Below are 15520 nucleotides of genomic sequence, written 5' to 3' on the forward strand. Positions count from 1 at the left end.
CCTCATTTGCAAGCATGGAGCCCTTCCTTGTTCAAAGCTGTCTCGAATGACCGTTTTCCCCTGCCACGCAAGGCCCGTCTGCACGCGATGGCCGCGCCGATGGCCGTCGCGGCCTGCCTGGCCGCGCCCATGGCCGCGGCGCAGGGAATCGCCCCGCCCGATGCCGACACCATCGCGGAACGCATGGCGACGCTCGGCTCGGACGTGCCGGGCTCGATCTGGGCCATGCAGCCCTTCATGAATTCCGAGGAACTGGTGGCCGAGGACGGCACCACCTATCGCCTGTCCTCGATGAACCCTTACGTCAACGCCTGGTTCGTCCTCGAGGTTGCGCCACAGGGCGGGTCGTCGCGCTACTACCACCTGGAGAATGCCGATCGGGACGAATGGCAGATCTCGCTGGTCGAAGATGGCGGCGCCCCGGCAATCCGCGTGCTCGGCACCGGTGACGAGGATGGCGAAGAAATCCTTTGCGCCCCGTGGGAGGACAATGGCCTGCAAGAGGCGCGCGATACGGGCCTGCCCTTCGCGCCGCTTTGCGAATGGTCGGTCTTCCTGCGCAACCCGGTGACGGGCAACCGCACCACCCGCGAGGCCGTGGCCGAGTTCCTGCGCGACAACGTGCTTTTTGGCGACTCCATCGTGAACCTGATCAAGGGCACCTTCTTCGAGGATGCCTTCATGGTCTCGTCCGAGGGGCTGGAGGTCGAGGAAGAGGTCGACGGCGTCGCCCTTCTGGGCGAGGCGCTGCTCGACCGTGCGCCGGTGATGCGCCCCTATATGGGCTTTGACCTTGTCGGCGCCGAGGACGGCATGCAGGCCGGCAGCTGGTACGAGGTGGACGGCGCCGACGGCATCTATGCCAGCGTCATGCAACCTGGCATGATCGCGAACGAGGTCTTCCAGGTGCCCGGAGCCAACCGCCTCGACGGCGTGGAAAGCCGCGCCGACGTCTACCTCGTGGCCTTCGACATGGGGGAATTCACCCTCGGCTACGAGCCGGGCACCGATCACCCGCGCCTTGGCTGGTCCTCGCGTCCCAGCCATCGCCATTACCAGGGCCGCGGCCCCGACGGGTTCGACAGCCCCGATCCGCTGGTGCGCACCGGTACGCTGAACCCCACCTACGCGGAGTCGGTCGCGGCCATCTTCACCGGCGGCTTCAAGCGCGACCATGGCGCCTGGCGCTTCGGTGACTACGCGACCTTCAATTACGGCCACCATTACGGCTTCATGGTGGACGGGGTGATCTTGTCGCGTCTTTGGGAGAACCTCGCCACCATGTACATGACCCATGATGGTGAAGTCGTCATGCGGACCTGGACCGAGGAAGACAACTCGGCCGAGTTCCTGTCGACCCTTCAATTCGCGCGCCAGAACGGTGTTGCGATCATCGAAGACGGCGTGCCGGGGGCGCGCGTGACCTCCTGGGGCGGGGGCAACTGGTCGGGCTCGGCGAACGCCGACCTGCGCACCCTGCGCGCCGGGGCCTGCACCCGCACGGTCGAGGGGCGGCAGTTCCTGATCTACGCCTATTTCTCGACCGCGACGCCCTCGGGCATGGCGCGCACCTTCCAGGCGTACCAGTGCGATTATGCCATGCTCTTGGACATGAACAGCCAGGAGCACACCTACATGGCCCTCTACCAGCGCGAGGAAGAGGAGCTGGAGGCGCAGCACCTCGTGACCGGCATGGCCGAGGTCGATGTGCGCGGCTCGGACGGCGGGCGCATCCCGCGCTTCGTCAGCGCGCCCGATAACCGCGATTTCTTCTATCTCATCCGGAGGGAGTGACGTGATGCGACTGGGAACGACCCTAAAAACCACCATCGGGGCGGCCCTGGCGGCGCTGATGCTGTCGGGCGGGGCGCAGGGCCAGACCCTGGCCGAGAACAACGAGCTGATGTTCCAGCAGATGCGCGAGATCCGAGGCGTGTCTGCCGGCGAAATGCGCCGCATCCGCGAGATCTTTGCCGCAGCCCCCTGGATGGGGCAGGGCAACCCCTCGGTGACGCGCCACCCGATGACGCCGGAACAGGCCGCCGCGCGGCTGGGCGGGTCGGTCGAGCAGGTTCGCAACAGCTACCGCAACCGCGAATTCGAGCGCATCTGCGGCGAGCCCTTCATGGTGCCGCTCTACGACCCGCAGACGCAAAGCCCCTCGGACGCGACCGTGTGTGCCGACATGTTCGAATATCCGAACATCCCCATGGCCTACCCGGTGACCTGGGTGCGCGCCAACGAGGCGGCCATGCTCTGCGCGGCCGAGGGCAAGCGCATCGGCGACGCCCATGAATGGGAAGGCGCCGCGGCCGGTCAGCTTTTGCCGCCCGATTACCCGTTCGACATGATCCGCGGCATGGGCATGTCGCAGGCCGTCAACACCATGCGCAGCTGGCACAACAACCGCTACGCCTCGACTCGGAACCTCTATTCCATCGGCCAGTGGCGCTCGGGCGTCTGCGCCACGGGGTCGTCGAAATCGCCGGGCTGTAACGGCGGCAGCTTCCAGGGCTGCGGCTCGAACACCTACCCGGCAGGGTCCTTCCCGGAATGCCGCTCGCCTTTGGGGGTGTACGACATCGACGGCAACGCCGCCGAGCACATGAACCTGCCGCTTGCCGAGGACCAGATGGCCAGCCGCGGCTCGACCACGCTTGGCGTGACCGAGATGAAGGGCTCGTGGTTCATCTGGGACACGATCCGCGCGCATGAGCACTGGGCGCGCTGGCGCGCGCCGTTCTGGCACGGCAGCCGCGTGATGTCGCCGTCGAGCCACCACAACTACCACCTCGGTTTCCGCTGCTTCCGCGATATCTGAGCGCGAGAGTCAAGGATCGGGCTAGGCTTCGGTACAGCCCCTCATTGAGATATGAAGCTCGAAACGACTACGCCCCCGCAGATGTGCGGGGGCGTAGTCCGTTTTGCGATCAGAAATCGGGTTCACAGCGTCCCATCGTTGCGTCATGTGTGCCGATCACGGGAGGAAAACCTGTCGCGTGTAGACCGGGATATCCATGATTGCCAAAATCTGCTCGGAGCCATCGAAGATAGCGGACAGTTCCGGGATCGTGGATTGAAAGCTCAGTTCGCTCGCTCGATCCCGATCCATGGCAGCACTCATCACCACATCGACAAGCTGGCTATACCGATAAATGCGCGAAAAGGAGGGGTCGGCAGCGGACCAAGGGGTCGCTTCGCCCGGGCTCCAGCTTCTGCGGCCTGACGTGAAGTCGAGGTCGAGCGTCAGAGATCCATCTGCAGTCGTCGTCTCCCAGGTCTCATGCCGGGCGCGACCCTCGTTGGGGGGACCCTCCGAGAGGCTATGACGGGTCACCTCAGCTTCGACGGAGTTGAAGTATGGGTCAGAGCCATCCGAGGCATAGATTCGATACACGAACAGCTGCGGGGGGCGTCCCTCGGTCGCGGCGAGACCGGCGAGCACGGCAAAGCGGCTGTTGGGCGGACCTGCCGCATCGCCGGCAGGGTCGAGCTGGATCAACCGATCGATAAAGACAACCAACAAGTTGGCACCCGCCATCGGCCCCTGTGGAAACGAAATTGGCGCGTAGCCGTCTGGTGCAAACTCCAAGACGGCGTCTGGGTCTACGGCAAATCCGACAATCAAACGATTGTCGACATTCGTGCCAACCAGTGTCTCGGCCCGTGCTTCGCTTTGTGCAAATCCCATGAAGACGGCAAACACCAAGAAGAAAAATGAACGATATGTCCGACTGTATGTCATGTCTCATCCTCCCATTCCTGCGACACGCACCAGAAAAGTCGGGCGAATTCGTGTAAAATGAAATGATTTGGATCAAGGGTCCGTGTTGTATGCGCCGATGGCAAGCTCAGGGCGGATCGGTGGAACCGCACGAAGGGTATTGGCGGGGTCACCCGCATGAAAGAGGTCCGCCCCGGTGTTGCGGTACTGCGGAGCGTATGGGTCTTGGCTCGAACGCGAAGAAAAAAACGCCCGCGCAGCATCCTGCGAGGGCGTTGGTCTTTCTGTAGTATTGCTGGGGCTCAGCACGCCAGTGGGCCGATGCCGAGACAGGTGACGGTCTCAACCAAAAGGGGCCCGGACGTTCCGGCCCCCTGTTTTCATTTCACTGTCACTCGGGCCTGCTGAAGCCGCTCTTCGATGCCGTCCCGGGACAGGGACGATTTCGGCGGATTGGACTTGCGGTATTTTTCGGTCGCGCGGGCCGAGATGTAGGCAAAGGCTACAACAAAACCCAACGTACCGAAGTTCAGAATTAGGCCACCGATTTCCATGGTCATTCCTCTCTTTCGGTTGCTGTGGTCGTCTGTGCCCCGCGAGATAGAGCCAGTCTTTTCGACGACAATGACGGCTGCAGTTGAAAATGCTGCAGCGCAACAACCATGAGGAAAGCGATCAGCCGACGATGACGACAACCGCCGCAAGATAAAGGGCAAATCCGAGCAGGCCGAACTGAGCAGCGAAAAGGCTGACCCCCAAAAGAAGCGCGAGTGTCAGCCCAACGATCACGGCCTGGGACCGGACGGGAAGGGCTTCGACGCGTTCTTCAAGCGTGCGAAATCCGGTCTTGCGCGCAAAACCCGCGATCAGCGCAAGGGCCACCGTCCGAGAAGACTGCCACGCGGGCAACAGGATATCGCTTGCTGACATGCGGTTTCCCCTCACGTTCCGAGGCATGCGATAGCATACCGCTGCGTCAGGGTCTACCGGAACCCTCTCGCGTGCCAGCGGTGTCCGGACGCTGGCGGCTGTTGCTGAAACCGCTCTGCCAGTGGGCGCGCGTTCGGAGTTGGGCGGCCCCGGTTCGCGAGATCAGCGGCATACGGTGCCTCCGACCCAAATTGCCATTGGAGTGCGCAACGATCATGCGATAGGCAGCCCCTTGAGACGACCGCATGACCCGGTGTTGCAGGTGAGGGAGCCATCGCATGGCAAACAGAAACGACGACAAGGCTTTCCTCAAATCCTTGTTGGAAGAAGACGAGGTCGAAATGAGCGTGGTGTTTTCAGACCCATCGCTCCCGGACAATCCGATGATCTATGTCAGCGACGAGTTCGAGGCTCAGACCGGTTATTCCCCCGAGGACGCTGTCGGGCGAAACTGTCGGTTCCTGCAAGGCCCCGACACCAACCCGCACGCGATCGAGGCCATTCGGCACGGTCTCAAGGCCGAGACACGGTTTACCATCGATATCCTGAATTACCGCAAGGACGGGTCGCCCTTCGTCAACCGTTTGCGCATCCGGCCGATCTATGACGGCGACGGACGCCTGATCTATTTCGCGGGCGCGCAGAATCCCGTCTGAGGGCTGCGCCGGTCCTGCGCCTTGGCTAGACCACGGATATGAGAAAGGCCCGCCCCGGTGTTCCGGTGGCGGGCCTCGCTCTTCCGCGTCCCTCGTCTTGCGACTTGCGGTTATTGCAGTGCGGCGAGCCGCACGGTCGTGGAATTCAGCGGGCCATCGTCGTTCAAAAGGCTCGCATACTGGCCATCGGTCAGCAGGCTGCGCAGGTCTATGGCGCGGCCATTGACGTAAGCCGTGCGGCTGACCAGCCGGATGCCGTGGCTGTAATCGGCGTAGTATTCGCCATGCACGGTCGAGAGCGGCTGGATCGGGTTGCCGTTCGAGCGGTGCCAGCCATAGATCGCGACCCGTCCGGGCGCGCGGCTCAGGCGGTTGGCGATGACCACGTCCTTTTTGTGCCCGGCGACGAGGATGCCGCCACGCCCACCGGCGCGGGCGAACTGACCATCCACGGTCGCGTCATGGCGCAGGAAGTAGTCGGTCGAGGACATTTGCGGCCCCGGCGTCATGGGCGAGGGCGACAGGCGCAGGTCGGCCTGCGCATAGATCGCGTCGACCATGCGGGTCGTGGGCAGCATCATGTCGAACCCGTCGGCCACCCGCAGCGCGGCGGGCAGACCCAGCGGCACGCGCACATGGTCGGCATCCGACCCGATGGCGAGGTAATCCGGCGTCACGCAGATCGTGATCTCGGTCTGGCGGCCGCCGGCGATGCCGGTGAAGCTGACCGGTTGCAGATCGCGCAGGAAATCCGGGACGTTGCCCGACAGCGCCTGCTCGACGATGGCGTTGTCGCGTCCGCTGCCCGACCCGTTGCCGAGGCTCGCCATGACGGCCGAGCCGGAGGGCGCGCTGCCACGGCGGCGCGGGATGTCGGCAAGCCGCGACGAACAGGGGTTGGACCCTGCGCGCGGACCCAGAAGGCTGGGACGGCCCGGATCTTCGTAGCGGGCCAGCGTGATTTCTTCCTCGGGCTCGACGGCGCGGGCGACCTGGATGCCGGGATCGGTGCGACCGGGCGCGGTGCGGGCCGGGAACCGTTCGGCCAGCCCCTCGGGGCGCAGCGTCGGGCGCGGGCTGACGGCGGCCAGCAGGACCGAAGGCGCGGCCTCGGGTGCACCCTCGGCACCCGGCGTTTCAGACACGATCGGGGCGGCACGGGCTATGATCGCCTCGGGCCGCACGGACGGCGTCGGCAAGGCCAGCGCGCGGGCCGTGGTCAGGTTGCGCGCAACCTGCACCACCTCGACCCCGATCTGGGGGCGCGGCACGGCCTCGACCGGCGGGCGGCCCAGCATGACGGGCACCGAAACCGGCTCGACGGCATCTGGCGTGCTGCCGCGCGGGGTGGCCAGGGCCAGCCGCGGGGCGCGCATTGGTGTAAGCAGTGGCGCCTGGCGCACGGCTGCAAGCTCATCCTCGAATTCCCCAAGCGTAAGCGCCCCCGAGGCCTCGGCCTGGGGATACTGGCGCGCCTCGGTCGGGCGCGGGGCGGGCCGCACTGCGGCCAACTCTTCGGTGGCGGTGGCGCTCCGAGACCCGATACGGGCGTCGGACACGTTCGAGAGAACGACGAAACTGCAGAGTGCGGCAATACAGGTCGAGGCGATGGAAGTCGCCAAGACGATATCACTGCGGTCCATTAGCCTGGATGCACTGCCCCTACGTCGCGCCTCGTTCTGCGCGATAACTGTCCCTTTCATGAGTTTGGGGTAAGCCGAAAGTGTTAAATTCGCAACAACACCAAGGCGGGTTTTTCTTGACCTGTTGCACCCTTGGCAGATTTTCGCCGTTCTGGCGGTTTGTTGCGCGAGATTCGGCCAGTGCCGCGCGCATCTTCCCCGAAATCCGCAACGCCCCCTGGTTCATCGGGCCTTTCGGCGCGCGTTTTGCCTCTCAAATCTCGGTTTTCTTGAAGATCGGCTCGGGAATGGCCTTGATGATCGCCATGATCAGCCGCCAGACCGGGCGGATGTAGATCACGTTTTTCTGCGACTGCACGGCAATTCGAATCGCGTGGCCCACTTCCTTGGGATCGGCGGTCAGCTTTTCGGGCAGGTCCATCCCCTCGGTCATGGCGGTCGCGACAAAGCCGGGCTTCACGGTCAGGACATGCACGCCCGTCTTGGCCAGCCGGTTGCGCAGGCCCGACAGGAAGGCGGTGAACCCCGCCTTGGCCGAGCCATAGACGTAATTCGACGCGCGCCCGCGATCACCCGCGACCGACGAGATCCCGACGAGCGTGCCCGAGCCGCGCGCCTCCATCGCGTTGGCCAGATGCCCGAGGATCGAGGCGGGGCCTTCGAAATTGGCGCGCATCACCATGGCCCCTTTCTCGGGGTTGGCGGCGTTTTCCTCCTGCGTACCCATCGCGCCCACGGCGCAGACCGCGATGTCGGGCAGGGCGGGCAGCCCCTCGACAAAGCCCTTGTGGCTGGCGAGGTCCAGCGCGTCGAATTCGTGCAGCGTGACAGCGACGCCGTGCCGGGTTTCCAGATCGGCCCTGTCATCCTCCAGCCGTGCCACGTTGCGGGCCGCCAACTGGATCGGGTGCCCGCAGGCGGCGAAAGACCGCGCGATCTCGCGCGCCATGCCCGAGGTCGCGCCGAGGATCAGGACAGGGCCGCCTTTCATAGCCCCAGCCTTTCGGATTGCAGCGAGGCAAAGGCGCGGTCCCATCCCTGTTCGCGGCGCAGCGCGGCGAATTCCGCGGCGCGCGGGTCGGCTTGGGAAAAGACCGTGCGCGGCACGCGCCCATCCTTGGCGAGGTAGAACCGCCCCCCGTTTTCGAGGGTAATCCGGTCGAGCGTGTCCATCAGCGCAAGGCTCCTGTCATTGGCGGGGAAGTCGAGGGCGAGGGTATAGCCCTCTTGCGGGAAGGAAAACCGGCTCTCTTGCGCGCCGAAGCGCTTCAGAACTGAAAGGAAGCTGCCTTGCCCCGAGGCGGCGATCCGCTCGACCAGCTGATGCATGCCCGCGCGCGCCGTATCGGTGGGCAGTACGCATTGAAACTGGAAAAAGCCGCGTGTGCCGTAGATGCGGTTCCAGTCGAGGATCGCGTCGAGCGGGTAGAAATACGTGTCCCAATCGACGATGGCGCGGCCCGCCTTGCGCGCGCCCATCCGGTAGTAGAGCTCGTTGAAGGCACGGACGCTGTAGCGGTTGAGCGCCAAGCCGGGAAAATCCAGCGGCACGCGCTTGGCGCGCTTGCGTTTGACCGCGAAGGGTTTGCGGCGCTTGTCCGATGGCAACTCGTCCGGGGTGGCATGATGGCCCAGCATGACGAGGGAGCGGCCCAGATGCCGCCCTTGCGTGGCGCAATCGATCCAGGCGACGGAATAGAGCGCGTCGAGATTGGCCTCGAACGCGTCGATCGCCTCTTCCAGCGTGCCGGTGGGCAGGGTTTGTTGCACGATCCAGCCGGACTCGACCCGGCGCAGCCGGATCTGCGCGCGCAGGATCACGCCGGTCAGGCCCATACCGCCAAGCGTGTACCCGAAGAGATCTGAATTCCCGTCCCGGGAGGCCCGGGTGACCTGCCCATCGGCGCCCATCACCTCGATCCAGTCCACGAAGCTGCCGAAGGCGCCGTCGCGATGGTGGTTCTTGCCATGCACATCCGCCGCGATGGCGCCGCCCAGGCTGACGAACTTGGTGCCGGGGGTGACGGCGGGAAACCAGCCGCGGGGCAGGAACGTGTCGATGATGTCTTCCAGCAGGACACCGGCCTCGGCCACCAGTGTGCCGCTTTCGGCGTCGAAGGACAGCATCCGGTCCATGCCCCGCATGTCGAGGGTCAGCGCGGGGTTGAGCGCGCTGTCGCCATAGGAGCGCCCGTTGCCGCGCGCGATCAGCGTCGTGTCGCCCAGGGATGCGGCGACGTCGCCCTCGGTGCGGGCGCGGACGACGTGGCAGGCGGCTTTCGGGGTGCGGCCCCAGCCCGACAGAATGCTCATGCCCGTGCCTCCGCCCGGTTGAAGACATAGCGGCGGTCGAGGAGGTATTTCGTGACATACCCCACGCTCAGGCCAAGGATCGCGCCCGCCTCGCGCGCGGCATCCGTGCCCCAGATGATCCAGGCGGCGGTCTCGCTGACCCAGAAGATCAGGGTCGTGACCACGCCCATGGCCGAGTAGAGCAGGAACTGCGCCCCCTGCGCCTTGGCGCCGCTGGTCTGGTCGTAGAAGATCCATCGCTTGTCGAGCAGGTATTTCACCACCAGCCCCACCAACGTGCCGACCGCCATGGCTGCGGCAAAGCGGGTGGACGTCACCAGTTCGGCGCCGGAGAGGACAAGGCGCTGTGCGGCGAGGTTGGCCAGAACCGCCAGCACCGCGAAGCCCGCGTATCGCGCAACCAGAGTGGCCCCCCTCACACCCATAGCGCCCCCGCGATCAGGGCCGAGATGATCAGGACGGTCATTCGGCTGGTCCGGTTTTCCAACGTCCAGACCAGCGGGTCGTCGTCCATCTCGCCCCGGCTGGCCACCAGCGTCATGCGGCTGATCCAGAAGATCAGCATCGGGCAGACCCCCCAAAGCAGCCAGGGCGTGGCGTATTTCACCTGCACATCGGGCTGGTCGACGTAAAGCGCCAGCACCAGAACGGCGAGGTAGCCCGAGGCGATGGCCATCTGGCTTAGCAGTGGACGATCCTCCACCCGGTAGCCGCGCCGCGACACCTCGCGCCCGGCGGCGCCTGCCTCGCTCATCTCGCCCAGGCGCTTGACGGCGGCGAGCGCGAAGAAGGTGAACATCGAGAACGCCAGAAGCCAGACGGACAATCCGATCCCGACGGCCGCGCCCCCCGCGATGATGCGCAGCGTGAACAGGAAGGCCAGCACGCAGATATCGACGATGGCATGGCGCTTGAGTTTCACCGAGTAGGCCATGGTCGACACGAAATAGAGTGCCGCCACACCGAAAAGCGCGGGCGAGACGGACAGCGCCACGGCAAGGCCTGTCACCAGCAGCGCGGGCATCATGAACGTGCCCGTCGCCGCCGACAAAGCCCCCGACGCGAAGGGGCGCTTGCACTTGCGCGGGTGGCTGCGGTCGTCGGCCAGATCGAGCAGGTCGTTCAGGACATAGCCCGCCGAGGCGCAGAGGCTGAGCGCCACCAGGGCCGCGAGGATCGGCAGGAGCGCCCCCGCGCCGTGGCCCGGATCGGCGATGACGGGCACAAGGACCAGCAGGTTCTTCAGCCATTGATGCGGGCGCAGCGCCTTGAACATCGCCGCCATGCCGCCCGCGCCGCCGTCGAGATGCTCGGCCTCGATCCCCTGCGCCTTGAGCGCCGCGCGGGTCTTGTCGCTGGCGCCCACAGTGATGGCGCCTGCGGCCTCGCGCCAGACGGCGAGGTCGGCGGAACTGTCCCCGATATAGACGAACCCGCCGCGCCCGAAGCGGTCGACGAGGAAGGCGGCCTTGGCCTCGCCCTTCAGGTTGCGGCTGCCATCGGAGCCATGGACTTCGTCGAAGATGCCCAGATGCGTCGCGATCTGGCTTGCGAGCCGCGCGTCCGTTGCGGTCACCAGCGCCGTGCGCCCGCCTGCGGCGCGCCAGGCGTCGATGCGGGCCAGCACCTCGGGGTTGTAAGGTAATTCGGCGGGAATGATATGGGCGCGGCTTGCAAGATCGGCCTTGAGCGCGGCCCGCCCCCGGCTGAGCCCTAGAATGGCGCGGCCCGGCACGCGCCAGTCGCTGCTTGCCGCCGACCAGAAGCTTTCGTGCAGCATGTCCGACCGGATCAGCGTGCCGTCCAGATCGACCACCAGCACGCGCCCCGCAACCGCGTCCGGCGGCAGGGTGGCGGCGCCTGCGGCAGGGCTGCCAGGCGCGGTCGGATCGGGCGTGCTGTCCAGGGCGGGGTCCCCTTGCGTTTCAAACCGGTCGGGAAGGTGCACCAAGGGGGGCTGATTTGCCAGTGCTTTCTGGCGCATAGGCTTTTCCTACGGCTATCGACAGGCTGGGGTGGCGCGGCTATCGTCGCCGCTGACCCATTTGAGTTTTCGAGGACATTTGCCGTGACGCTGCCCCCCGCCACCCGACCGTTCCTGCTCGTCTCTGCGCTCGCGCTTGCCACCGCCGCCCCCGCCCTCGGCCAGACCGAGGAGGGACTGGCGCGCGCCGCCACTGCGGTGGAAGAGGCAATGACCGGCGAGATGCCCTATTACCCGGTCGACGGGGAGGCGATGGCCGAAGAGATAGTGGCCCCGGAGGCAGAAGACGCCGCCGAGGCCGAAGTAGCCCCGGATTTGCCCGGCGCCGAGGCGGCTGCCGCCGCCGTGGTCGAGGCGATGACCGGAGACCCGGTGGTGATGACCTTGGGCGAAGCGGCCTCGGCCGAGACCGCCGCGTCGGAAGAGGCCGAGGCGCAAGCCGCTGCCGAAGAGGCCGCCCGGATTGCCGCCGAGGAAGAAGCCGCCCGTGTTGCCGCCGAAGAGGAGGCGGCGCGGATCGCTGCCGAGGAAGAGGCCGCACGGATTGCCGCCGAAGAGGAAGCGGCCCGGATCGCTGCTGAGGAGGAGGCGGCCCGGATTGCAGCCGAGGAGGAAGCCGCACGGATTGCCGCCGAGGAGGAAGCGGCCCGGATCGCTGCCGAAGAAGAAGCCGCCCGCATTGCAGCAGAAGAAGCGGCGGCGGCACAGGCTCTGCTGGATGCCTGCATGGACACCGCCGGGGAGCCGTCCGCCGAGATCGCCGAGACCGAGGCTGCGCAGCGCGAGATCTTCCAGGGCTTGGCCGCCGCGCAGCGCGACTGCATCGCCGCTGCCGAGGCCCTGCCCGAGGAGGGCGGCCCGCTTTTCCACCTGGCCACCATCGCGCAGGTGACCGGCGAACACCGGCAGGCCGTGCGGCTTTATGAACGCTCTGCCGAGGCCGGCGTCGGCGCGGCCTATTCGCGGCTCGGCGACTATTACCTTCTTGGGATCCGTCCCATCGACGAGGATGTCGACCGGGCCGTCGAGTACTACCGCCAAGCCGTTGACCTGGGCGATACAGAGGCGATGGTGACCCTGGCGCAAATGCACCGCCTGGGCCGCGGCGTGCCGCGCGACGGCGACGAGATGCTGCGCCTTCTGGAGATGGCGACCGAGGCGGGCTACCACCGCGCGCGCACGGCGCTCCTCGACATCTATCTGACGGGCGACGATGTGCCTGCCGGCACCACCGTGCAACTGCCCGATGCCAGCCGCGCGGTGCCGATCCTGACGGAACTGGCGCGCGAGGGGGATGTCTCGGCCGCGCTGCGCCTGGCCCAACTCTATGACCGGGGCGCACCGGGTATCGAGCCGGACCCGCAGCGCCGCTACGGCTGGGTCGGGTTCGCCGCCGAGAATGGCGCGCCCGAGGCCATCGCGGCCCGCGCCTTCCTGTTGGAGCAGGGCATCGGGACCGAGCGCGACCCGATCCTTGCCGCCGCAGAATACGTGCGCGCCCTGGAAACCGGCGAGGTCGACCCCGTCACCATGCGCGGCACCGTGAATGGCCGCACCCCGCCCTGGGACCGGGAGACGGCACTGGAATTCCAGCGCATCCTGCAGGAACGCGATCTGTATGACGGCGCGCTCGATGCCATGGTCGGCCCGGGCACGCTGGCGGGCGCACGGGCGCTGGCCGGGCAATAAGCCCGGCCTAGCCGCGATCCATCGCGTGGTATTCTGCGTTCGGCATCATGTCGGACGCGATGGCAAAGCGGTTCGACATGTTGAAGAACCCGATCACGTCGGCCAGGTCGAAGATATCGGCCTGGCTGAGGCCCGCATCGCGCAGCGCCTGCCGGTCGGGTTCATCCACCTCCCACGGGGCGGTCGTCAGCTTCCACGCGAAATCGAGCATGGCGCGCTGGCGCGCGTTCAGACCGGCGACGCGGTAATTGATCACCAGCATCTCGCCCAGATGCGGATCGCCTGAAAGCGCGCGCACCGCCTGACCGTGAGCAACGAGGCAGTAGAAACAGCGGTTGGCCGAGGACACGACCACGGCCACCATCTCGCGCTCCAGCTTGCTCAGCCCCGAGGGCGCCAGCATCAGCGTGTTGTAATAGGCGGCGAAGTTGCGCAGCTTTTCCTGGTTGAAGGAAAAGGTGCGCAGCACGTTGGGCACCAGTCCCAATTTCTCGGCGCAGATCTCGAAATAGCGCTGCATGTCCTCGTCGAGCTCCGACGGGTCGGGCAGGTCGTAAATCGAGACGTGATCGGGTTGCGGCATGGTTCTCTCCTCCCTCGTGTCACGGCGGAGAGTGCCCGCCCGCCTCTCGCGAGGCAAGCGGGCAGGGGAGGGGGCGGAAAACTCGAGTTTTCCGGGCCGTTTTCCTCGAGGAAAACGCGCCCCTTACTGCGCGGCGGCGAGATCCGAGCGGGGGCCCTTGCCCGACAGCGCGGCCCAGGCGTCGTATTGCGACAGGAACACGCGACCGGTCAGCTCATCTAGGAAATGGGAGCGCCTAAGGCGGTCGGTGACCGGGCCTTTCACCTCGGAGAGGTGCAGTTGCACATCCATCGAGCGCAGGCGCTCGTTGATCGCTTCGAGGCTTTCCAGCGCCGACATGTCCACCTCGTTCACCGCCGAGCACATCAGGACGACATGCTTGACCGGGCAATCCTCGGTCACGCGGTCCTGGATCAGGTCTTCGAGGAAGCGGGCATTGGCGAAGTAGAGCGACTCGTCGATGCGCAGCGTGACCAGGTTGGGGTCGGTCAGCACCTCGTGGCGGTTGATGTTGCGGAAATGCTGGGTGCCCGGCACCAGCCCCACCTCGGCCACATGCGGCTTGGAGGTCTTGTAGAGATGCAGGCCGATGGACAGGATCACGCCCGCCGAAACGCCGGTTTCCACGCCGAAGCCAAGCGTCAGCAGGATGGTCGCGGCCACCGCCACGAAATCGGCCTTGGAATAGGTCCAGGTCTTTTTCAGGATCGAGAAATCGACAAGGCTGAGCACGGCGACGATGATGGTGGCCGCCAGCGTTGCCTTGGGCAGGAAAAAGACCAGCGGTGTCAGCGCAAGCGCGGCGATAGCAAGGCCCACGGCGGTATAGGCGCCAGCGGCAGGCGTCTCGGCGCCCGCGTCGAAATTCACGACCGAGCGCGCGAACCCACCGGTCACCGGGTAGCCGCCCGAGAACCCTGCGGCGACGTTGGCCGCGCCCAGGCCGATCAACTCCTGGTCGGGGTCGATGCGCTGGCGTTTCTTGGCGGCCAGCGTCTGCGCGACCGAGATCGACTCGACGAAGCCGATGATCGAGATCAGCAGCGCGGGGATGAACAAGGCAGACACAAGGTCGATCGACAGGTCCGGCATGGTGAAGGGCGGCAGCGATTGCGGCACCTCACCCACGATCGACACGCCCGCCCAGTTGGACAGGCCGAAGATCCAGACGGCCAGCGTGGTGACCACGACCGCGCCCACCGGCCCGGCCTTCTGCGCGATATCGGCAAGGCGCGGCTTGACGCCCTTGGAGATCAACAGCGGCTTCAGCCCCTTGCGGACCCAGAACAAAAAAGCCGTGGCCGCAACGCCGATGATCAGCGTGACGAAATTGGTCTCGGGCAGATGCTCGATCAGCGAGACCACCAGTTCGAACAGGTTATGGCCGCTCGCGTCCACCCCGAGGATATGCTTGAGCTGGCTGGCCGCGATGATGACGCCCGAGGCGGTGATGAACCCCGCGATCACCGGGTGGCTGAGGAAATTCGCAAGGAAACCCAGCCGGAACACGCCCATGGCCAGCAGGATACCGCCCGACAACAGCGCCAGGGTCAGCGCGGCGACGGCATAGCCCGCCGTGCCCTGTTCGGCCACTTGCCCCACGGCGGCGGCGGTCATCAACGAGACCACGGCGACCGGGCCCACGGCCAGAGCGCGCGAGGTGCCGAAAATCGCGTACAGGATGATCGGCAGTATCGAGGCGTAGAGACCGGCCTCGGGCGGCAGGCCCGCCAGAAGCGCGTAGGCCAGCGATTGCGGGATCAGCATGATCGTGACGATCACCGCCGCGATCAGGTCGTTTTGCAGCGCGTCGCGGTCATAGCGGCGCCCCCAATCCAGCACGGGAACGTATTTGCGAAGGGAAGAGATCATGGGTCTGGGCCGTCTTTATTCTTGTCAGTGCGGGCGGGCGCGGGCAGGCGCGGCGAAAAGGGCGGGGGCGGCCCGGCGTTTCCTGTCGGGCCGCCCTTTCACGAGGGCCAGGGCGATGCGGATCAC

The 15520-nt window shown here is 66.1% G+C and carries 14 protein-coding genes; 4 read left to right on the forward strand and 10 right to left on the reverse strand.

From position 1 onward, the window contains the following. Positions 1 to 27 precede the first annotated feature (27 nt). Together KUV65_RS00220 and KUV65_RS00225 are read left to right on the forward strand one after the other, a co-directional pair. A complete protein-coding gene (locus KUV65_RS00220) occupies positions 28 to 1794 on the forward strand; it encodes a hypothetical protein (protein ID WP_222186844.1) in 1767 nt (588 codons plus the stop codon). Positions 1795 to 1798: 4 nt separating this feature from the next. Then, positions 1799 to 2821 (forward strand): formylglycine-generating enzyme family protein, encoded by a 1023-nt coding sequence (locus tag KUV65_RS00225; protein ID WP_222186845.1) that lies wholly within the window; start codon positions 1799 to 1801, stop codon positions 2819 to 2821. Between the two features lie 156 nt (positions 2822 to 2977). Here KUV65_RS00225 and KUV65_RS00230 read toward each other — a convergent pair whose 3' ends face one another. The 3 genes from KUV65_RS00230 to KUV65_RS00240 all read right to left on the reverse strand — a co-directional run bounded on the left by KUV65_RS00230 (position 2978) and on the right by KUV65_RS00240 (position 4654). Beyond that, on the reverse strand, positions 2978 to 3745 hold the full coding sequence (locus KUV65_RS00230; protein ID WP_222186846.1) for a hypothetical protein: 768 nt from the start codon (positions 3743 to 3745) through the stop codon (positions 2978 to 2980). A 359-nt stretch (positions 3746 to 4104) separates the two neighbouring features. Beyond that, entirely contained in the window at positions 4105 to 4284 is a 180-nt protein-coding gene (locus tag KUV65_RS00235; protein WP_222186847.1) for a hypothetical protein, read from the reverse strand. A 115-nt stretch (positions 4285 to 4399) separates the two neighbouring features. Further along, positions 4400 to 4654, reverse strand: coding sequence for a hypothetical protein (locus KUV65_RS00240; protein WP_222186848.1), 255 nt, complete (start codon positions 4652 to 4654; stop codon positions 4400 to 4402). Positions 4655 to 4932: 278 nt separating this feature from the next. Between KUV65_RS00240 and KUV65_RS00245 the strand changes: the two genes are divergently transcribed. Next, on the forward strand, positions 4933 to 5310 hold the full coding sequence (locus tag KUV65_RS00245) for a PAS domain-containing protein (protein WP_222186849.1): 378 nt from the start codon (positions 4933 to 4935) through the stop codon (positions 5308 to 5310). A 110-nt stretch (positions 5311 to 5420) separates the two neighbouring features. Here the strand turns inward: KUV65_RS00245 and KUV65_RS00250 are convergent, their stop codons facing one another. The 5 genes from KUV65_RS00250 to KUV65_RS00270 form a co-directional block, all read right to left on the reverse strand. Beyond that, complete coding sequence (locus tag KUV65_RS00250) at positions 5421 to 6953, reverse strand: hypothetical protein (RefSeq protein WP_222186850.1); 1533 nt, start codon at positions 6951 to 6953, stop codon at positions 5421 to 5423. Positions 6954 to 7206: 253 nt separating this feature from the next. Beyond that, complete coding sequence (locus tag KUV65_RS00255) at positions 7207 to 7944, reverse strand: SDR family oxidoreductase (protein ID WP_222186851.1); 738 nt, start codon at positions 7942 to 7944, stop codon at positions 7207 to 7209. Further along, on the reverse strand, positions 7941 to 9266 hold the full coding sequence (locus tag KUV65_RS00260; RefSeq protein WP_222186852.1) for an FAD-binding oxidoreductase: 1326 nt from the start codon (positions 9264 to 9266) through the stop codon (positions 7941 to 7943). The genes KUV65_RS00255 and KUV65_RS00260 overlap by 4 nt, the downstream gene beginning before the upstream one ends. Further along, on the reverse strand, positions 9263 to 9685 hold the full coding sequence (locus KUV65_RS00265; RefSeq protein ID WP_222186853.1) for a GtrA family protein: 423 nt from the start codon (positions 9683 to 9685) through the stop codon (positions 9263 to 9265). The genes KUV65_RS00260 and KUV65_RS00265 overlap by 4 nt, the downstream gene beginning before the upstream one ends. After that, on the reverse strand, positions 9682 to 11250 hold the full coding sequence (locus tag KUV65_RS00270; RefSeq protein WP_222186854.1) for a UbiA family prenyltransferase: 1569 nt from the start codon (positions 11248 to 11250) through the stop codon (positions 9682 to 9684). Before KUV65_RS00270 ends, KUV65_RS00265 begins: the two co-directional genes overlap by 4 nt. Before the next feature lie 84 nt (positions 11251 to 11334). Here KUV65_RS00270 and KUV65_RS00275 point away from each other — a divergent pair, with 84 nt between their 5' ends. Next, positions 11335 to 12939, forward strand: a complete 1605-nt coding sequence (locus tag KUV65_RS00275; protein ID WP_222186855.1) for a tetratricopeptide repeat protein — start codon at positions 11335 to 11337, stop codon at positions 12937 to 12939. A gap of 7 nt (positions 12940 to 12946) precedes the next feature. On the opposite strand, the gene KUV65_RS00280 is transcribed toward KUV65_RS00275, so the two are convergent. Both KUV65_RS00280 and KUV65_RS00285 read right to left on the reverse strand, forming a co-directional pair. Beyond that, positions 12947 to 13522 (reverse strand): peroxidase-related enzyme, encoded by a 576-nt coding sequence (locus KUV65_RS00280; RefSeq protein WP_222186856.1) that lies wholly within the window; start codon positions 13520 to 13522, stop codon positions 12947 to 12949. A gap of 123 nt (positions 13523 to 13645) precedes the next feature. Next, positions 13646 to 15394, reverse strand: a complete 1749-nt coding sequence (locus tag KUV65_RS00285; RefSeq protein WP_222186857.1) for a SulP family inorganic anion transporter — start codon at positions 15392 to 15394, stop codon at positions 13646 to 13648. Positions 15395 to 15520 lie beyond the last annotated feature (126 nt).

The organism is Maritalea mobilis (assembly GCF_019800885.1).
Taxonomy (GTDB): Bacteria; Pseudomonadota; Alphaproteobacteria; order Rhodobacterales; family Rhodobacteraceae; genus Roseibacterium; species Roseibacterium beibuensis.